This window comes from Haloferax litoreum, assembly GCF_009674605.1.
Classification (GTDB): domain Archaea; phylum Halobacteriota; class Halobacteria; order Halobacteriales; family Haloferacaceae; genus Haloferax; species Haloferax litoreum.
Window position 1 is genome coordinate 116,473 of record NZ_WKJO01000001.1, and the last position, 17,329, is coordinate 133,801.

20 protein-coding genes are annotated in these 17,329 nt (G+C 54.7%); 7 read left to right on the forward strand and 13 right to left on the reverse strand.

The features are described from left to right. The first annotated feature begins 56 nt into the window (after positions 1–56). The gene (locus GJR96_RS00600) at positions 57–752 is read left to right on the forward strand and encodes a tyrosine-type recombinase/integrase (RefSeq protein WP_191965786.1); all 696 of its coding nucleotides are present in this window, start codon (positions 57–59) and stop codon (positions 750–752) included. A gap of 50 nt (positions 753–802) precedes the next feature. Here the strand turns inward: GJR96_RS00600 and GJR96_RS00605 are convergent, their stop codons facing one another. After that, positions 803–1,219, reverse strand: coding sequence for a hypothetical protein (locus tag GJR96_RS00605; protein ID WP_151161047.1), 417 nt, complete (start codon positions 1,217–1,219; stop codon positions 803–805). A 79-nt stretch (positions 1,220–1,298) separates the two neighbouring features. Between GJR96_RS00605 and GJR96_RS00610 the strand changes: the two genes are divergently transcribed. The 3 genes from GJR96_RS00610 to GJR96_RS00620 all read left to right on the forward strand — a co-directional run bounded on the left by GJR96_RS00610 (position 1,299) and on the right by GJR96_RS00620 (position 6,625). Beyond that, positions 1,299–3,785, forward strand: a complete 2,487-nt coding sequence (locus tag GJR96_RS00610) for a hypothetical protein (RefSeq protein WP_151161049.1) — start codon at positions 1,299–1,301, stop codon at positions 3,783–3,785. Between the two features lie 240 nt (positions 3,786–4,025). Continuing rightward, positions 4,026–5,324, forward strand: a complete 1,299-nt coding sequence (locus GJR96_RS00615; RefSeq protein ID WP_151161051.1) for an ATP-binding protein — start codon at positions 4,026–4,028, stop codon at positions 5,322–5,324. Beyond that, positions 5,321–6,625: a DUF6414 family protein gene (locus GJR96_RS00620; protein WP_151161052.1), complete on the forward strand. Its 1,305-nt coding sequence runs from the start codon at positions 5,321–5,323 to the stop codon at positions 6,623–6,625. The genes GJR96_RS00615 and GJR96_RS00620 overlap by 4 nt, the downstream gene beginning before the upstream one ends. A 99-nt stretch (positions 6,626–6,724) precedes the next feature. Here the strand turns inward: GJR96_RS00620 and GJR96_RS00625 are convergent, their stop codons facing one another. From GJR96_RS00625 to GJR96_RS00635, 3 genes are all read right to left on the reverse strand, one after another. Further along, entirely contained in the window at positions 6,725–7,126 is a 402-nt protein-coding gene (locus tag GJR96_RS00625) for a hypothetical protein (protein WP_151161054.1), read from the reverse strand. A gap of 296 nt (positions 7,127–7,422) precedes the next feature. Then, a complete protein-coding gene (locus GJR96_RS00630) occupies positions 7,423–7,689 on the reverse strand; it encodes an RNA polymerase sigma factor region1.1 domain-containing protein (RefSeq protein ID WP_151161056.1) in 267 nt (88 codons plus the stop codon). Between the two features lie 225 nt (positions 7,690–7,914). Next, the gene (locus GJR96_RS00635) at positions 7,915–8,166 is read right to left on the reverse strand and encodes a winged helix-turn-helix domain-containing protein (protein ID WP_323849389.1); all 252 of its coding nucleotides are present in this window, start codon (positions 8,164–8,166) and stop codon (positions 7,915–7,917) included. A 224-nt stretch (positions 8,167–8,390) separates the two neighbouring features. On the opposite strand from GJR96_RS00635, the gene GJR96_RS00640 reads away from it, so the two are divergent. Further along, positions 8,391–8,681, forward strand: coding sequence for a hypothetical protein (locus tag GJR96_RS00640; RefSeq protein WP_151161060.1), 291 nt, complete (start codon positions 8,391–8,393; stop codon positions 8,679–8,681). A gap of 361 nt (positions 8,682–9,042) precedes the next feature. On the opposite strand, the gene GJR96_RS00645 is transcribed toward GJR96_RS00640, so the two are convergent. Genes GJR96_RS00645 through GJR96_RS00660 form a run of 4 tightly spaced genes read right to left on the reverse strand, consistent with a single transcriptional unit; the run spans position 9,043 to position 11,694 of the window. After that, positions 9,043–9,852, reverse strand: a complete 810-nt coding sequence (locus GJR96_RS00645; RefSeq protein WP_151161062.1) for a hypothetical protein — start codon at positions 9,850–9,852, stop codon at positions 9,043–9,045. After that, positions 9,849–10,412 (reverse strand): hypothetical protein, encoded by a 564-nt coding sequence (locus tag GJR96_RS00650; RefSeq protein ID WP_151161064.1) that lies wholly within the window; start codon positions 10,410–10,412, stop codon positions 9,849–9,851. The genes GJR96_RS00645 and GJR96_RS00650 overlap by 4 nt, the downstream gene beginning before the upstream one ends. Continuing rightward, positions 10,409–10,876, reverse strand: a complete 468-nt coding sequence (locus tag GJR96_RS00655) for a hypothetical protein (RefSeq protein ID WP_151161066.1) — start codon at positions 10,874–10,876, stop codon at positions 10,409–10,411. The genes GJR96_RS00650 and GJR96_RS00655 overlap by 4 nt, the downstream gene beginning before the upstream one ends. Continuing rightward, positions 10,873–11,694 carry a hypothetical protein gene (locus GJR96_RS00660; RefSeq protein WP_151161068.1) on the reverse strand — a complete coding sequence of 274 codons (822 nt, stop codon included), beginning with the start codon at positions 11,692–11,694 and terminating at the stop codon, positions 10,873–10,875. The genes GJR96_RS00655 and GJR96_RS00660 overlap by 4 nt, the downstream gene beginning before the upstream one ends. 303 nt (positions 11,695–11,997) lie before the next feature. Here GJR96_RS00660 and GJR96_RS00665 point away from each other — a divergent pair, with 303 nt between their 5' ends. Further along, positions 11,998–12,222: a hypothetical protein gene (locus GJR96_RS00665; protein WP_151161070.1), complete on the forward strand. Its 225-nt coding sequence runs from the start codon at positions 11,998–12,000 to the stop codon at positions 12,220–12,222. Positions 12,223–12,649: 427 nt separating this feature from the next. Here GJR96_RS00665 and GJR96_RS00670 read toward each other — a convergent pair whose 3' ends face one another. The 4 genes from GJR96_RS00670 to GJR96_RS00685 all read right to left on the reverse strand — a co-directional run bounded on the left by GJR96_RS00670 (position 12,650) and on the right by GJR96_RS00685 (position 15,383). Beyond that, complete coding sequence (locus GJR96_RS00670) at positions 12,650–13,957, reverse strand: tyrosine-type recombinase/integrase (protein ID WP_151161074.1); 1,308 nt, start codon at positions 13,955–13,957, stop codon at positions 12,650–12,652. A 161-nt stretch (positions 13,958–14,118) separates the two neighbouring features. Next, a complete protein-coding gene (locus GJR96_RS00675) occupies positions 14,119–14,349 on the reverse strand; it encodes an Lrp/AsnC family transcriptional regulator (protein WP_151161076.1) in 231 nt (76 codons plus the stop codon). A 76-nt stretch (positions 14,350–14,425) separates the two neighbouring features. After that, entirely contained in the window at positions 14,426–14,626 is a 201-nt protein-coding gene (locus GJR96_RS00680; protein WP_058573058.1) for a DUF7542 family protein, read from the reverse strand. A gap of 181 nt (positions 14,627–14,807) precedes the next feature. Further along, positions 14,808–15,383, reverse strand: coding sequence for a DoxX family protein (locus GJR96_RS00685; RefSeq protein WP_191965787.1), 576 nt, complete (start codon positions 15,381–15,383; stop codon positions 14,808–14,810). Positions 15,384–15,491: 108 nt separating this feature from the next. On the opposite strand from GJR96_RS00685, the gene dph5 reads away from it, so the two are divergent. After that, positions 15,492–16,304 (forward strand): diphthine synthase, encoded by an 813-nt coding sequence (gene dph5, locus GJR96_RS00690; protein ID WP_151161078.1) that lies wholly within the window; start codon positions 15,492–15,494, stop codon positions 16,302–16,304. A 30-nt stretch (positions 16,305–16,334) separates the two neighbouring features. On the opposite strand, the gene artA is transcribed toward dph5, so the two are convergent. Beyond that, positions 16,335–17,267 (reverse strand): archaeosortase A, encoded by a 933-nt coding sequence (artA, locus tag GJR96_RS00695; RefSeq protein ID WP_151161080.1) that lies wholly within the window; start codon positions 17,265–17,267, stop codon positions 16,335–16,337. Positions 17,268–17,329: the final 62 nt, after the last annotated feature.

Below are 17,329 nucleotides of genomic sequence, written 5' to 3' on the forward strand. Positions count from 1 at the left end.
ATCCTGTTGGATGTTGAGAACTGAGATTTAACATGCTACATGTTGTTAATCCAACAATGTCGGGGAAGAATCTACAGGTGAGAAGTGCTAGACTCGATGCACCCTCTTTTCGCGAGTACCGGATGCTAAAACATGAAGCTAGACACAAAATTCCAGAGAAGTTTAGAGAGTCAACGCTGTTCGTCCTCGTTTCCATGGGCGAGCTAGGCCTACGCGCAGGTGAAGTCTCACATATGCGCCAGAGCTGGGTCGACGTCGACAACAAGGTCATCCGGATTCCGTCCTATGAACAGTGTAACCAAGGGCAAGACGGTGGGGTCTGTGGATACTGCAAACAACAGGCGAAACAGGCACTTGGCGATGGGAGTTATGATTCGTATGAAGAGGCACTCGCCGACCGATGGACACCTAAAAACGAGGAGTCTGCACGGACAGTCCCCTACGGGTGGTCAGATGAAATTGTAGACATCTACGACCGATTCTTCTACAAGCACGACGGGTATCCGTACTGCAGAACCTCAATCAACCGCCGAATATCCCGACTTGCCGAAGCGTCGGAGATTTTTGACGACCGTAACGACCTTTACCCTCACGCATTCCGGGGGCACGCGGGGAAACTCCATGCTTCAAATGGAATCAACGCGCTTCAGCTCAAGAAATTCATGGGTTGGGGGTCAGTTCGGGGGGCACTTCCCTATATCAAGATGGCTGCAAAAGACGTTCAAGCGGCTTTCACGCGAGTTTACGAGTAACCAGACCCTTGCTCAGATATAATTGAGTCTCAGTCCACTCTTGCACAAGCTCACTTAGTTTCGGACCACTCAACCAATCCGTCAATGAGTTCCTCACGTACCTGATCCGGAACGTCGGACAGCTTCCACTCAGAGGACTCGACGAAAATCGTAATCGCGTCGCGAGTCGCACGTTCAGGCACCCAGTACGGGAGAGAATATCCGGGCTCAGATTCGAACTCGATAACGATTCCCGAGTCGGACTTCCAAAGCCAGAGTAGCAAATCGTGGTTCTCTTTGTGGTAGAAGAGTGCCAATAGCCCATCGTCTTCAAGCACCCCCATGTCATCAGCTTCCTGTTGAGATATTGGGCTTGCCCGTTCCGGGACCCACGTAGGGGCGTCGTCAAGTGTGTGTTCTCCGTCGCCGTCTTTGACAATCCAGGGACGTTTCAGTTCGTCTTCTTTCCGTTCGGTGTATTCTGACATCGCGCTATAGTCACACTCAGGGGCTAAAACTCCCCATCTCGCCGCCTTTAGACGCAATCTAGACGTATTGATACATGTAATGGCAAGACTAGGATCAGGCGGTGAGACTGCACCTGCCGAGGCGCAGGACCCGCCAGACGAAGAGAGAAAAGTGTCCGACAACGACACTTCCTCTAGCGACCCAGTAGGTGGCAACGACCCCGGAGAGAGCCCGGACCCACTCGGCAGTTCGTCCGGTGGTAGTTCTGGTGGTTCGGCAACTTCGAACGGCGACAATTCTGCAGAACAGGACCGGCAGGCGGTCGAAGAGCGAAAGCGACAGATGCGCAACGACCCGCCAGAGACGGGTGACGACACTACGCGCAGGCTTCGGAAAGACGCGAACTCAGACCCAATGCGTCAGCAGACCGAACCCGACCAACCGCAGGGTGGGGAGATGGTAAGAGAGTCAGGCTACAGCGTCGGTAGCCGCGGCCCGATGACCCGACAGGAGGCACGCACCCGCCGCGCGGTTCGCGAGCAAGTGGCCGAAGAAAACAACGTCGACGTCGGTGACGTCACGGTGAGTCGTGACGAGAACGGCGACACAAACGTGAACCTTCGGCCATCGGCACAAAGCGAACTTCAACAACGGGCGGAAGAGGACGCCCGACAAGCTCGACGTGCCGAACAGAACAAGGCACGGTCGGCACAGATGGACGTAAGTTCACAGTCGGCAGAACCGCAACCTCGACAACAGTCAGGGCCAGTTAACCCGCCGACGCTTCGAACGGTTGCGAAACAGCAAGTCGCGGCCACTGCGTCGGAACAGACCGGTCTCGACTACTCACCATCGGACGTCCAGGTAATGGAGAACCCCGACGGTTCTCTTGATGTCGACGTCCAGGAGAAGGAGGCGTTCGACATGGATTGGTCGTTCGGACTCGGCGGGCCGGGTGACGAAGTGGAGGACGCAGTGAACTTCGCCAGTCAGACCTACTCGCAGTTCGCTGGCGGCCTCGCCGATGCTACAACGTCAACGTCCGCCCTTCGGACGGCCTTCAACCCGAGTGTTGTGTTCCTGCAATCGATGGGCGCGGACGTTGGCACGGTCGCTGAGCGGCCGACGGGGACTGCCGAGTTCGACACGCCAGAGGAGTTCTTGTCGTCGTACAACGAGCAAAGTTCTCGCGTGGCCTCAAAGACGTTGGAAACACGGTTCGCATCGTCGGCCCTTTCGTCGTCGTTCGAACTGGTGAACCTCCCCGGACTCGGAAAAGCCGGAATGGAACTCGGCGAGACGGGTGGTGCGGCTGTTAACGACGCTGCTACTGGGGATGCCGAGTTCGCTTCAAAGGCGAAGAAGCGGGGAACTGCACTCGGTACGCAAGCCGTCGAGACCGCCACCGAGAATCCGGCCGAGACAGCTGGAATGGTAGCCGGTTCGCTGGTCGCATCGTCAGCTATCATGTCGGGCGCAGCCAAGATCGGGCCGCGTGCCGGAGCTGCAGCCCGATACGCAATTCAACCGGGGGAAGAACTCGCCGGGACTCTCGGCTACAAGGCGACGAAAGCGGCAGGTGGCACCCGTGCCGCAGACAAACTGTTCCCCAACCAGGAACCACTGATATTCTCGGAAGAGGCGGCCCTGGCGGCCGGTGGAAAGCTTGCAGGAAAGGTGAAAAGCCTCGAATATCAAGACGCAGAGACACGTGCGCGGCCGTCTCGGCTGGCGCAGGAAATGACGTCGGCCCGGTTCAAAGCCGAAGAGATACTTCGTGCAGGCGGACCCACCCGCGTCAACACTGAGTTGAATACTCCCGTAGCGGACAGTCTCCGCCGTGAGATAAAGTCTGCAGAGTTCAAGGCGGCGGAAGGCGCGTCGGCGGCCAAGAGCAAGATTCGAGATATTCAGGACGGTCTCGATGAGTTCACAGGAGATACGCGGGGGCAAGGTCAAGTCCCCCACTCGAAACTCCGTGGCGAACTTGAGACCGACCAAGGTCCATCGTCGACGTTCCAGTCTGGCCTTCGGTCGGAGCTAAGCACCGACTTACAGAGTGACCTGCAGGGCGGGTCTCGGGGGGCGGAACTCGGGCGTCCGTCGTCGGACCTCGGCATCAGTACGTTCCGCTCCGAACTTCGGACCGAACTCGGCGGCCGTGACACTGGGAGTAGTCTTTCGAGCACGATGGAAAGCCCACTCTCGCGGGCGGCTGATGCGCAACGCCCATCTCTTGACGTCGGGCACGGCATGCGGTCCGACGCACGGACCGACATCTTTGGACGGTCGGACCTCAGCATGGATACGGAACTCGACATGCGGGCAGAGACGGGCCTTGATCTGCGAAGTGATACCGAACTCGACCTGGGAACAGAAACCGGCCTCGACCTCGAAAGCGAACTGGCGATGGACTTCGAGACGGAACTTGAGTTCGAGACGGAGCTAGCGACGGAAAGTCGACGAGAGTTCGAAGACACCGGCCTTGACCTTGGCATGGGACCGTCCGGCGGCCGGTCGAAGAAACGAAAGGCGAGTGCGACGCGGTTGGAACGCGATCTCATCAATCCGTTCACCGGTCGCTGACGTCTGAAGTTGTGGCTCTGTTGAAATCTCCAGAAGATGACACGAGTGGTGTGCTGAATATAGAGGGAGAATTCAGCAGACTGCTATCGTTCGTTTCAGCCCGTCGGTGATGAACCACCTAATAGGTAGGTGTCCAAAAACCACGGAGTAATCTTCTAAGAATGCTATTGTTCGAGACTTCTTCAGCAGTGGGTTATTTATCAAGTAGATTCAAGAAAGTATGGCTCATCAGATTATTACATGAGTGACGAGAAGCTGGCTCTCGTTAATGAAATAGCCGACAGTGGCGACCTCATTGTAGGTTATACAGATGGTTCTGGGTCAGCCACCGTATCTAATTATACGGACGATGCCGAAGTCGGTGATATCGTTAAAGTTGAAGAAACAATCTATAGAAGTGACGGTGACAGGGCGGTAGAAGTTGTCAAGAAAGGAGGCTACGACCGAGGACGAACGATTGGAGTTGTAGAAGCTATCTTCGACGAGAACATTGCCGTAAGAACGGAAAACGGACTCGCCGAAATCAACCGTCCCGATGAAACCATAGAGGAAGGATACACCATCGCAATAACACCTTCTCAAACCTTCTCTCAGGTCTTATCCGAGGACCCCATCGAAATCACGCCCAAGCCAGACCTTGAAGTAGACGCAATCAACCTGAACCTTGGATCTGACAACGAAGACGAGCAAGAACAAACCAAGGAAAAGAGCCTATACAAACCTGAAAATATCGAAGAGGTCTCATTTGACGATGTAATCGGGTTACAGGACGCAAAAGACCGGCTTACAGAGGCAGTGAGCCTTCCAATGGAAAAACCCGACAAGATGGCTGAATTCGATCTTGAAGGCCGGTTCGGAATTCTATTCTACGGGCCACCAGGCACAGGAAAGACCATGATGGCAAAAGCAGCTGCCAACGAATGGGGATCTTCCGACTCATTCTTCCATATCGGCGGACCAGAAATAGTGAGCAAATACTATGGAGAGAGCGAACGCCAGATCCGAGATGTTTTCGAAGCCGCTAAACAGAAGGCAGAGGAGGAAGACAAACCGGCAGTAGTATTCATCGACGAGATTGACAGCGTCGTACCACGCCGGGATCGGGCCGATGAGACGGAACGTCGGATCGTTGCACAGTTTCTGAGTGAGCTAGACGGGTTAGAGGATCGAGGAGACATCGTAGTGATTGGTGCAACCAACTTGATTGAGGTTATTGATCCAGCGGTGCGACGACCAGGGCGATTTGACGAAGAGATTGAATTTAGCTTGCCTGACGCCGGAGAACGAAGAAGTATTCTGAAAGTCCACTCACAGAATATGCCAGTTTCCTCCACTGTGGATTTCCAGGATATCGCGGAGCGGACTCGTGGATGGTCGGGTGCCGACCTCGAATCCATAGTAAAGAAAGCCGGACTCATAGCGGTCAAGGAAGACAGGCCTGAAGTTCATCACGAGGACTTCATGATCGCTCTCGAAAGGTTCGATGAGCAAAGAGAGGCCAAACGCAGGCAATTAAAAGAGGTGAGGCAGCAGGAATGACCCGTCTAAAAATCCGTCAAAAGCTGTATATAGTTGTCACACGGCTACAGCGATGGCTTGCTAATAACCAGTTTGACGATCTCCGAGAATTCGTTTATCTTGACGAAATCAGTGTTAGAAGCCTGCTGGCTTCAACCGGAGAGGGAGGTATTGTTTCTGAGACGGTCAATGAGGAGATGCGAAGGCGGCGTTCTGGGTCTAGTGCAGGTGGTTCAGTATCTGCTGGGGCCTCTGTCAATGCAAAGGTTTCAGAAGAAAGTGAGCACCAAAGGACGACAGTTGAGACTCGGAACTACGACTTGATTCAGTCAAAGTTTACGAGGCTGTACAAGAGCGATGTAGTAGAGAAGAAGCTGTCACTGGATCGGATACCGAAAGAAGATGAATCTGTAGACGACCCGTTTTCAGGTCTTGCAACATCCGAGTTGACTCGTGGTGATGTAGCCGAGCTTCGAGTGAACATTTCTGCGAATCTCTTATTCAGACTCTATCGGACTATTGATTACTTCGCTGACGCATTCGAAGATCAAATTGATTCAGATACCGAAGAAATGCTGGAGCTAATCGGCAGCAGTCTCGGTAATCGTATTCCGGTTGTTGGCAAGGCTGTTGACTACGAAGTCGTTGACGAAGGCGACGGGCAGACGATCAAACGCAGTACTGAAATTGATGACGACGAGGAAGCGCAGGGTTTGGAGGTTGTTACACTGCTTAATTTGGATAGTCTGTGGGTTGACCCGATACAGACCTTATTCAACAATGATCGGTTCGTGATTTACTGTAGGGTGGAAGATGTAGACATTGATCGTTGGTATCCGTTGAAGGTGACTCGTGCGATTAACAGTCTCTCAGAGCCGGCTGCGGAGAATTTGAACCGGGAGTTCGAACGAGGACTGCAAGATGTAAGGAACCAGTTATCTGAGATTCAGAATTTCACCGACTGGTCTACTGATTCAGCTGCAAGGTGGAGCCGAGATATTCAGCAGTACACTGAATCTTTGGAAGAGGAGTACGATCAAGATGTTTCTGATGATGAACAGGAACAGTTGATTGTAGAGGCTTTGGGAACCGTTGATATTGGCGAGGAGGTTAGCCAAACGGCAAAACGAAAGAGAATTCTTAACGCGTATACAGATGCGTTCATCAAGATGTTTGATCTAAATCCTATCGGTGATGAGAAGCGTCAACAGTTACGGTCAGACGCTTCAGCAACTGGCGGAGCTGGTGATCAGGAAGATGCATCAGACGAGAGTAGCAATGTATTCCGAATTGAAGCGAAAACCGTAGCAATGTACTGGTGAGGCAGACATCGAGATATTCAGTATCTTCTAATCAGCACAGAGGACTCGTTTATTCCGTCTCACCCACGCTGAACTAACCATTAGGTAGCACCTGTATGTTTATTTGAATGAGTCAGCGTATTTATCAAACCAATCTTCCCCATCGTCATTTTTCCCATCGGATACCGAATGAGATGAGAATTGCCAACGATCACTACTTTCTTTTGAGGGTTGCCAACTACCACTACTATCTGTTTCAACATTTTCAACTTTGAATTTGTCAGCATCAACTTCGCTAATGAAAGAGAGACTACCAATATACCAATTCCACATATATCCGGGGGAAAATTGTCCTGAAGATTTCATCTTCGATACTATCAAATCGGATGTGAATTTCTCATTAAATATTTCTTCAAAAATGGGTTCAAATTCTACCGCCTTATCGGCGATCATATTAGCTCCACTTTCAGTACATCCGAACGTTTCCTGAAGTTGCTTAACAAGCTCAGTCCGCTTAACCATATATCAATGAGAAATAGTCAATGTCAAAAAATCGTTGCTTGATACGGCGATTGGCTGTTCTGAGCGATTCGATTCTCTCGTACTGGTCGCTATGTCAGCGACCAACTCGCGCGTTGTATTCAGCACGACAGCGGAAACCCATCACCGATTGAGGGTTTCAACAATGCCGAAGTTGTTGACCTATCACGACTTTTTTTTTGTTAATCCGGCGGTGTGCGGGGAGTTCGCCGGTCTGGACGCTGTTTCACCCGACCGAACCTTGGTGTCATGCCCTTAGGATGGGCACTCGGCGGCGGCTATTCTTCGCCAACCGAGTATGCCGTCTCCGCACGCACGGGGAGATAATCTGTGTCGAGAACTTCGGCAATCTCCTCGGGCGTCACACTCCCCTGTTCCTTCGCCCGTGCAAGAAGTTGCTCGAGCTGGCCGTCTCGGTGTGCCCCGGCCATCGCAATGTAGAACTCCACTGCCCGGTCGATGGCCTTCGACTTAGTGTTCTCCGGCGAAGCCATCATTAGTTCGTCGAACCGTGCCTTCCGCGCCTCAGTATCCCTGATTCTCATTGTACACACATCCTCTCTGTAGTGGTGATTCTCGTCTCACCGAAACGTTTCTCGTATATATACCAATAAGAGAAAGCAGTTGTTCGTCCTCTCGTCGACGCAGTGATTCGGCCGCGTCGAGTGCGTTCTTACACACGCCGATTCTCGCGGAGTGTGCAATTCGACAGAACTCATTTTGTCGACGTCTCACCCCGTGCAGTCGCACCGAAACACCTACTCTTGAGTCTACTCCTCCTCCGGGTCTTTGGTTAGTTCGTACAACCCGGCGTGCAACTTTCGGACGTATCCATGCTCAACAAGGCGGCCAAGACGATTGGTTACATTCTGTCGGCTGTAGTTCTGCTCGCTCGCAATGTACGCAGGACTGCAGCGGCCCTCTCGCAGCATCGACAGTATCGCACGGTCTGTGGGGTTCAGATCAATATCCTCCATGCTCACCGCTTGATGCGACGAGTGTATCAGTATGTTCGTCTGCATTCATATTAGTAGTTTCGTACTGATACATTGTAAAGAATTAAGTCATTGCCCAGTTGACTAACCAGTATCATCGGAAGTTCGGCTGTAGAAGGCCGACAGGCGCGGGAACGCCTTCGACCGGTGGTAGGAGAACCACCAATGGTAAAATCGACTGGAAGAGGGAAGAATCCAACGGAAGGCCGTACCGAAAGTAAACCGAATATCTCTGACAGGGGTGCAGGTGGATGAGTTCCGCACGTGCGGGTGGGATGATTTGCACCCACTGTGGGAAGTTCGTCGACAACTTCGCCCGGCACGTTGGCCGTGAAGAGTGCTCGGCCGTCGGGTTCGTCAACCGGGGCACCACCGGTGTCGACCCTCACCAAACCGAGTTCGCTACGTCCGTCCGCATGATCACGTGGGACGACGTACCGACGTTAGAGGACGCACCCGACGGCGTGCACGGCGACGACGGTCTCGACGACGTCCGGGAGCTGGCCGACGAACTCGAAGCCGAAGGCGTTTGGCCAGCGTAACGCGCGCACGGACTGTCCTGTGTCGGCCTAGGGAGCCACGATACAGAATGTATCGACACCCACCGGAGTGACCGGGACGTCTCGGAAGCAATGGAATGGCGGGGCAAAGAGAACTCAGCTGCTCGCCCTTGGAGGGACCGGCCGGGAAGTCTGTCACTGCTGACGGGCAAGGCCACTATTCTTTATCCACGTGTTTGGTCGATTGTTCACCGATTTCTGAACAGTGCACTCGTACTCCCAGTGTTAGCTACCGGACCTCTCTCCCCACTCTCCCATATAGAACGACCAGGTACTGCTATTAACACCTGGATTTGAGAAACGAAACTGGCAGACTGCGGTGATTTCACACCGGCATAGGATGTTAGCCCCGTTGATTATAGATTTGAGAAATGCGCGAGCGGCTCAGACCAACGGCCTCGCCTACTTTCCCCTGTGGAATCCCCACCTCGACCATGTCGCATATCATCCCATTTCGGAGTTCTGTCTCAACTTCCTGCTTTGCGTTGTCAACCATCTCCTTGGCCTCAGAACGCTGTATGAATCCGTCCCCTTCTTTTCCACGGAGACGCGATTCTTTCTCTTCAGTCAGGTGCTTGTACACCGAATTAACAGAGTGACTCTTCGGTATCGGGTCCCACTCAAGCGTCCCCATACTTCTCGTCATTGGGTGGCCTGCGTGTGGGTTCCAATCCATCCGAAAAACGTTCGCGAAGCCTCTCCGTTCAACAAGAATCCAGACGTCGACGAGTGATTTCAGGTCGCCGTCAACGAGGTGGTCTGCCGGTGCGTTCATAATGAGGTATTTTTGCTCAACGCGCCCCGTTGCCACCAACTCCCGAATTGCCTTGTTGATTGCACTTCCTGACCTATACTTGTCCATCCCAACTTCAGACTCGTCAAGGACAAGCGAGGACCCGCGCGGCTGTTGTGTGTACGCCACCGACATCGGTCTGGGGTCGATCGCAACTTTCTCCGTCGTCAACCCCTCTTCGGTGCGGTCCATACCGTGGGCCAAACGGAGGGCAAAAGTGGTTTTACCGGTCCCCCGGTCGTTCGACGAGTCGGTGATTAGGACCACCAAGTCACGGTTTTGTTTAACCCGCTTTCGGTACATCTCTGCTAGCGGGTGGTCCGACTCCCGAAGTGTCTGCTTGATTTTGTCCATCGTCATAGCTTGATGTGCGGCTTGTCTTCCTCAAGACGGGCGTCTAGGCCACTCTCGTTGATGAATTTGCGACAAAGACTGTCCGCGTTTCGTGAAACGCTAATCGGGACGCTTGTCTCTAACGTCGTTTGCACTTGTTGAGGCCCCTGATGCTGCTTGTCGACGTTTATGATCCACGTATGAGACACAACTGCTGGAAGATCGACAAACCCCAAACCTGTGCCTGCAGTGCTGAAAAGCCCACTTACTGAGAAGCTTTTTTCGCGCGGACGGGAACCCAACACGCGGTCCCCCTCTAGCGAAGGTGGTCCGAGCGTTATCGGCCCCAACTCCTTGGTGAAATATTCATCTCCCCCCTCGTTTCGGATTAACCACTCCAGCTCTTTCGCGAAAGTCTTCACCTGCCGGAGAGCAAAAGTCTCCCACCTGTCCCCGTACACCTCTGCCGCCTCACCGCCGAGGGATACACTCGCGTTCTTGCGAGCCTGTGAAAGTTCCTGCAACCGAAGCCGTTGATTGTACTCTCCAGGGTCCTCAACTTGCTGCGGTGGTCTGTCATCACTCATCGCCCGTCAACCTCAGTAACCGGTGGGGTTTCAGGAAGGTCAGCGACTGCCACCACAGCGTCGTCGAGGGCTTCACCGACAGCCAACAACAAATCGACGTCCGCCCGTTTACCAGATGGGCCAAACCCATACTTTGCCGGCTCTTGCTGTCCTAACTCACCTACGAATGCTGCAACCGCTTCCTTCAGACCTGTACACTCGCCCGCGAGATCAACTTCATTCCACAATCTGGCTATTTCACCGTGGTCCTCAGCTGCACTCTTTAGGCGGTGCTCGTTGTCCATCAACATCGAACTAATCACCATCTGCAGCTCGATATGTGTCTTTTCGGTGTATTCCCGTTCGATATTTCGCTTGCAGGTCCAGAACTGACGGCGGTCTGCTTTAATGCCTTCGCGGAGCCCTTGCCGGAATTGTTCAACTGCACGGTGTCCGAACATATCTTTAGCGTCTTTGTCGGTCATAGTCCTGGTTCGTCGCTGTCGATGTTCTTTGTGCGCCATTCGTCGACTTTCTCTATCTGTTCGTCCATATTCCCAAGGTCCATTACTGGGCGTTCTTCGGGTACCTCACGCCCTGTCGAGATCCAGTCGACAGAGACGTCCTTGAGAAACACGGCGTCATTGCATGGCTTGATGAGGTAGTTCTTCAGCCCCTCCGCGACGAGAATTTGGTGCGACGAGTCTCCACTTGGGACCCACCTCCCCCCGACATTCTTCTCTAAATCGTAGCCCTCCACGTAGGGGATGTGCTCAATGGGTACTGTCGGTTTGGCGTACAGCGTCCCACTCACAAGAGCAGCAGTTTCGCCAGCTGGAACCTCACCCGGTTCTAGCGACTCACGCCGGTCAGACCAGTGATTCCGGGCCCACTCGGTCCATTCCCCCGGCCTACCAAATACTTCGAACTGTATCTTGTCGCCAGCTTCTACAGGGCCATCATTCGGGTGAATTGCCGTCCACGGTGCTGTTCCCAATCCCACGAACTTGTCCGTATAGTGGTCGAACAAATCTTGACGATGTGCCGCCTCGGTGTCTACTTGCTCCCCAAGAACTCTCCCCGGAAGGTAATATGCCGTCATGGCAGAGAACTCAATTTCCTCTACCTTTCCTCTCGAAACCAGTTCCTCAAGCCGACTTCGGATGGTATTCTTCGCGACATTGAATGCGTCCGTCAATTCTTTCACTCCCCAGACAGGCCGGGATGATTCTTTCATGTGTCGAAGCACCTCCTCTGCCGTCACAGCGGGCTTTCTACCGGGCATATTCGTTACTTCACCCATTGTTGCGCACCTGCATAACAATTCCCCTTCATAATATCATAGTGTGAGCAACTATTAAGTATGGCGAGATGGTTGTTAATAGTAGGGAGACAAGAAAGGAAGGCCGTCGCTCGGCGGTCAGAATCCAGAGTACCGATCGGGGCTGCCTTCAGTGGAAAGTTGTCAGCCCCAGACCGGGGATGCTTGCACTAAGCAACGCCCTACGTCGGTTGTAGGACATCTGTATGTTCTATTCCGACATCCTTCAAGTTGCTGATAGTGTGCATCTCCGGGAGATTCACCGATACCACCTGTCAAATTGGAATGAGCACACAGACGAACACAGACGAACAAAACACGATTAAACAAAACCTCGAACGCGGTCGCAAGGGCGGGCGTGGTGATGCCGGTTACACGCTGCTGTTAGAGCGTATGACCGTCAACCAGTTTAATGCGGTCCTCGCTGGCGACTTGGACCCCGACGAACTCCGGAAAGTCCTTCTCAAAAAATCCGACGAACAAGCCACCCTCTCGGGGTGGTCAGAGTGAACGCAACCACCAAGTGCGAGCACTTCGGCCGCGACCTCCCCGCAAATTCCGAACGATTCTCTATCACGCTTCAGCGGGGGATGACGGCATGAGTCTTCTATCGGCCCTCACCTACGCCCGCGAAGATGTTGATGTACGAGAAGTCGTAAAAGCGGTGTCCGAACTCAATGATGACCTTGACCGGAATTCTGCCGTGTTATTCCCACGGCTTGTGCGTGAACGACCCGACCTGTTTGATTTAGACCGGCTGCCGAACCATTATTCCCACCTCAAAGGTGGTCAGAATGAGTAGTCGGGGGTCAGTAGATACGGATCCCTCAAAATCAACCACTCACGGCGGATTAACCGACGACGAGCGTGAGTTGTTCGAACGTCTCCACGACAAGTTCAAAGGAGAGGACATTGGGCGTGTCTTCGAAATCGCCCTTCAGTCTTCATCGGACACGGACAACGAGGAGGCGAGTTCATGAAGTTCGTCGGCGTCCATCACCGCCGGTTTTTCAGAAAGTGTTCGGCGAGCTCGAAGCAGGTCCCGGCGGACTTCGGGATCGTCGGTTTCGACGACTTTGTCATCAAGTGCCTGTCCAACGCGGTCGATGAGCTGCTTTGCTTCGAGGTCGAGGGCTTGGTTGCAGTGGATACAGAAATCCCGTTCGCGAGGTGTCTTCTTCTCGCAGCGGGGGCAAGTCACAGGGGCGACTTCCTTGGTCTCCTCTTCGCCGATGTCCAAGCCGTGCATTGCGGCGTACTGCAGTTCTTGGGTCTCACCGGAGAACTTCGCCACATATCGAGAAATAACGGGCGACCCACGGGCACGTCCCTGGCGGTCCTCAATGAACGCCTGGGATTTCTCGCGTGTCGAGAGCCAGTACGCGTTCGACTTACGGAAGTTGGTCGGTGTAACCGGCTTCGTGACTCCTGCACGTTCACCGGAGGCCTTGAAACACTGCAGGAAGCGAGTGTAGCTGAATCGCGTCGGGTCGTTAAGTTTCGTCCAGAGATAGTCGTCGCGACCGCCGGGATGCTCGGAGAGCCAGCGCTTGACGTACGGGACGGCCATGATGAGGTGGACGTCGTGTTCACCACGTTTGCCGTCGACGCGGACTTTGAGCGAGTGCTCGCCGTCAGTGACGTCCTTGACACGCATGTCGTAGAGTTCTCCCCCTCGGAAGCCGCCTTCGAACTGCAGCGCGATGAGGGCCTTGTCTCGGGGATTGCGGGCCGCGTCAATCATCGGTTTTACATCATCCTCAAGGTCGAGCATGTCGGCCTCGTCGGGTTCGGGTTGGTAATTGCGGGAAGTCTTGGTCGAGATCCATTTGTGGGTCTCTGGAATCTCGTCTCCGCGAGTGACGTGCTTGGCGAAGAGACGGAACGCAACTCGGTAGTCACGATTGGTCTCCTGCGAACCGTCCTCGATATCGTAGGTGTCGTGAATCCATCGAGTGACAGTCTTCGCGGCGTCCTTTGCCTCATAGAACGTCTCGTCGTCCTCAACGTCGCCCTCACGTTCGGTGACGAGAGTCTCGTGGAGGCAGGCATCGGCGTGCTCGCTGATTCGGACACAGTGGCGCAAGAGCTTCTCGTGGCGATAGTGGCCGTAGTCTTCACGAAGGAGACGAAGCTCGTCGGAGAAGTCGAGCAAGAGTTCCCTATCGTGCGTACATCCCCCTCGTTTGTCGTTTCGAAGCTTCCTGCGAAGGGTGTCAACCGACTGCTTTGGGTCGGTAGGCATGACAGTCAGGTAACTCTATGGGATGGTAAAGGTTTGGTTGGAAGCCCTCCACCGGCTCTTTCTGTCGAACACAGTGAGGTTGAAGAGCCTCGCGTGGAGAGCGCGAACGAAGTGAGCGACCGTAGTTCACAATCCCAGCCAAACACCGAATTTTGGGCACCTCACCCCAACACGATACACGTACTCGTCCGCCCAACGCCTTCGATATCCTGAATCTCACCGGTGATGAGCGTCAGCAGTTCGCGTTCGGACTCAGCTTCGACTTCGGCGACGATGTCGAACTCGCCGGCGACGATACTTGCTTTTCGCACGTTGTCGAGGGTCCGGACGTGTTCCACGACGTCGCTGGTGGTCCCTGCACCAGTCTGAATCGTAACGTAGGCTTCGACCATTCGTGACTATTGTTTGTCAGACGAGATAACTTTTCGTTCGTCGTAATGGACCACGCGCAGACGAAGTATCGACGCCTCAGCGGTCAGGGATGCCACAGACGCCCGCTTCCTCGCCCATCTTTTCGACGCCGGGCGCGAACCGGCCTAACTTCCAATCGGGGTCGTGGCCCGTTTCCTCTCGGTGGTCTTCGATTCGGAGGCGAGCATCTGCGAGTTTCGAGAACGTCTCTTCGAGGCCGCACGTCGGGCAGATGACCGTCGCTCGGGTGTCCGTCATTGTCCAAAGAGAACACACGAGGAGAGGTAATTCTGTCGGAGACGCCTTTCCGTGTGGTTCCCAGCTGGTTCACTGAAGACTTGATTGTGGGTAGTGGGCAAAAATCACAACACAAAAACGAGTGAGCAACCGTGGTGGGCCGATTCCTGTCGAAAAAAGTTCCGTCAGGTGACTGTTGCTGTCAACCCATGACGAGGCTCATCCACCGGTTCCGTTTGACGAACTCCATGTTCTCTAGGTACGCGTCCACGCCGAGGATACGGCCGGCACCGAAGGCACCGAGGCCGAACAGCAACACGGCGTAGACGATGTGGTCGTCGACGACCCACCCGTGTGCGAGTGGAAGTCCAGCCAGGATACCACCTTCCAGTGCTGCTGCCCAGTAGAACAGCATCATGATGGCACCCCAGAATGCACTAAACCGGACGAACGCACCGAGGATGAGTGCTAGCCCGGTGAGCGTGAGACCCCACATGTTTAGCTGGTCGATGAGTGGATTTCCGGCCATCGAACCCCAAAGGCCCATGAGCGGGTTCCCTGGTGGAATCGCATTCGCGAGGAATCCTGCGGCCGTCCAGTTGTTCGACGGGTCTGCATCGAGGTACGTGACCAGTTTCGTCACGCCGCCCTGGAAGAGCGTCCACCCCATCACGATGCGCATGATGAACAGTGAGAGGCCGACCCACCGTTCTGAGTATTCGAACGTTACATCCTGTCCAAACAGTTTCGTCTCTAAGACACGGCTACTCGTTGCCATACAGAGGAAAGATTTACCGTCAACATATAATAATGTGGTGCATGATACCACAAGTCTGGAATGACCGCCAGTCACGCCGTTTATGACAGGTGGAGACAGAACAGGAGCATGCTCACCTTCATCGGACTCGGTCTCTTCGACGAACGCTCTATCACCGTCGAAGGGCGAGAGGCACTCGCCGACGCCGACCGGGCGTTCGCAGAGTTCTACACGAGTCACCTCGTCGGTGCGACCGTCGAGGACCTCGAAGCGTACCACGACATCGACATCGACGTTCGTGACAGAGCGGGTGTCGAACAAGACCCCGACGCGATTCTCGACGCTGCCGAACAAGAACACGTAGTCTTCCTCACCGCAGGCGACACGATGATTTCCACGACTCACGTCGACCTGCGACTCCGTGCAGAGGAACGTGGCATCGAGACACGCGTCATCCACGGTGTGACCGCTCAGACCGCTGCGAGCGGCCTCACAGGTCTCCAGAACTACCGGTTCGGGAAAGCCGTCACACTGCCGTTCCCGTACGTCCACGGGGGCGACCCGGTTCCGAAGAGTGTCGTCGACTCACTCGAAGCGAACCGCGAGCGGGGGTTACACACGCTCGTCTATCTGGATATCAAAGTCGACTGGGAGGGTCGCCGCGGTGTCGACGTCGAAGGCGACGAGTACATGACCGCCGATTACGCCGCCGAGTTGTTCGCAGAACACTGGGATGGCGACGCACTCGGCGTCGCAGTCTGCCGCGCAGGGAGTCCGAACCCTGTCGTCGCTGCCGACCGTCTCAGTGAACTCGCTGGCCGAGACTTCGGCGACCCACTTCACATGCTCATCATTCCCGGAGAGGTGCACCACGTCGAAGCGGACGCCCTGATGGGCCTCGGTGGCGCTCCCACTGACCTGTTCGACCACGACGAGCGATAAAAAAAGCGTCCTCAATCGAGTTCTATCTGGTTAGACTCGTGGTTCGTTCGGACCATCGAACCCGAGTTCGCTGTGGAGGTCGTATTCGTCTCCGGTCAGCATGTACAGCACGTCTTCGATGATAGTGAGAAGTTCCGGTACCTCACGGACGACGAGGTACGTGATGCCGACGAGAGCGACGACAGCGAGTACCTGACTGATGATGCGGTCGGAGATGAAGAACGACACCAGATACGGGTCAGACGACCCAAACAGGAACAGAATTTCGTCGACGAAGAAGTGGAAGTACTGCTTCCCGACAGAAATCGTGATGAACGTCGTCCGGAGGAGGTTCAGTGCGTAGATGATGGGAACGGCGATAGCCAGTCCACGGAGTTTGCGGCGAATCGGGGCGTCGACTGCCGCGATGAGACCTGCGAAGATAGCGATGCTCCCGAGTCCCGTACACGCAAGGACGACCGAAATCTCGATGCGGTGAGACCCCTGCATCCAGAGGAACGTGTTCAGGTATCCTTCGTCACCCGGAATCATGGTCGTGGAGTAGCCGAGCGACTGGATGAGGTAATCCGTCTGGGCCGCGACGGACTCCATCAAGACACCGCGTGGTGCCGGAATCGTCGTCCCGAAGAGCGTGAACGCAGGAATCGTCTCGAACGGGAGGTAGACCAGACCCATCGCGGCGACGGCGCGCGAGAGGACGAACAGGGTATCACGGCCGCTATACAGGAGCCATCCGGCGTAGAGCGACGCAGGGACGGCAGCAATCGTCAGCAACCCCTCGATGTAACTCTTGTGAACGAGTGTAAAGTGCGGGATGAGTTGGAGCCAGAAGAGAGCGAAGAGAACCCACGCTGCAGCCATCACACGCCGCCCGAGGTCGCGGTCGCGCCCGTTTGCGACCGCACCGGCGACGAACGTGGCGATGGCCACCCACGCAAGGATATCGGAGAGCAGACCGGGCATACGTGTTGGAACACGTGGACGAAATAAATCCCTTGTCGTTGCGTGCGTCGAAGGTGCGCTAC

What these genes read in the sequence shown, in the direction of transcription:
- GJR96_RS00600 (WP_191965786.1), top strand. Translation starts at nt 57, where the DNA reads ATGTCGGGGAAGAATCTACAGGTGAGAAGTGCTAGACTCGATGCACCC.
- GJR96_RS00605 (WP_151161047.1), bottom strand. Translation starts at nt 1,219, where the DNA reads ATGTCAGAATACACCGAACGGAAAGAAGACGAACTGAAACGTCCCTGG.
- GJR96_RS00610 (WP_151161049.1), top strand. Translation starts at nt 1,299, where the DNA reads ATGGCAAGACTAGGATCAGGCGGTGAGACTGCACCTGCCGAGGCGCAG.
- GJR96_RS00615 (WP_151161051.1), top strand. Translation starts at nt 4,026, where the DNA reads ATGAGTGACGAGAAGCTGGCTCTCGTTAATGAAATAGCCGACAGTGGC.
- GJR96_RS00620 (WP_151161052.1), top strand. Translation starts at nt 5,321, where the DNA reads ATGACCCGTCTAAAAATCCGTCAAAAGCTGTATATAGTTGTCACACGG.
- GJR96_RS00625 (WP_151161054.1), bottom strand. Translation starts at nt 7,126, where the DNA reads ATGGTTAAGCGGACTGAGCTTGTTAAGCAACTTCAGGAAACGTTCGGA.
- GJR96_RS00630 (WP_151161056.1), bottom strand. Translation starts at nt 7,689, where the DNA reads ATGAGAATCAGGGATACTGAGGCGCGGAAGGCACGGTTCGACGAACTA.
- GJR96_RS00635 (WP_323849389.1), bottom strand. Translation starts at nt 8,166, where the DNA reads ATGCAGACGAACATACTGATACACTCGTCGCATCAAGCGGTGAGCATG.
- GJR96_RS00640 (WP_151161060.1), top strand. Translation starts at nt 8,391, where the DNA reads ATGAGTTCCGCACGTGCGGGTGGGATGATTTGCACCCACTGTGGGAAG.
- GJR96_RS00645 (WP_151161062.1), bottom strand. Translation starts at nt 9,852, where the DNA reads ATGACGATGGACAAAATCAAGCAGACACTTCGGGAGTCGGACCACCCG.
- GJR96_RS00650 (WP_151161064.1), bottom strand. Translation starts at nt 10,412, where the DNA reads ATGAGTGATGACAGACCACCGCAGCAAGTTGAGGACCCTGGAGAGTAC.
- GJR96_RS00655 (WP_151161066.1), bottom strand. Translation starts at nt 10,876, where the DNA reads ATGACCGACAAAGACGCTAAAGATATGTTCGGACACCGTGCAGTTGAA.
- GJR96_RS00660 (WP_151161068.1), bottom strand. Translation starts at nt 11,694, where the DNA reads ATGGGTGAAGTAACGAATATGCCCGGTAGAAAGCCCGCTGTGACGGCA.
- GJR96_RS00665 (WP_151161070.1), top strand. Translation starts at nt 11,998, where the DNA reads ATGAGCACACAGACGAACACAGACGAACAAAACACGATTAAACAAAAC.
- GJR96_RS00670 (WP_151161074.1), bottom strand. Translation starts at nt 13,957, where the DNA reads ATGCCTACCGACCCAAAGCAGTCGGTTGACACCCTTCGCAGGAAGCTT.
- GJR96_RS00675 (WP_151161076.1), bottom strand. Translation starts at nt 14,349, where the DNA reads ATGGTCGAAGCCTACGTTACGATTCAGACTGGTGCAGGGACCACCAGC.
- GJR96_RS00680 (WP_058573058.1), bottom strand. Translation starts at nt 14,626, where the DNA reads ATGACGGACACCCGAGCGACGGTCATCTGCCCGACGTGCGGCCTCGAA.
- GJR96_RS00685 (WP_191965787.1), bottom strand. Translation starts at nt 15,383, where the DNA reads ATGGCAACGAGTAGCCGTGTCTTAGAGACGAAACTGTTTGGACAGGAT.
- dph5 (WP_151161078.1), top strand. Translation starts at nt 15,492, where the DNA reads ATGCTCACCTTCATCGGACTCGGTCTCTTCGACGAACGCTCTATCACC.
- artA (WP_151161080.1), bottom strand. Translation starts at nt 17,267, where the DNA reads ATGCCCGGTCTGCTCTCCGATATCCTTGCGTGGGTGGCCATCGCCACG.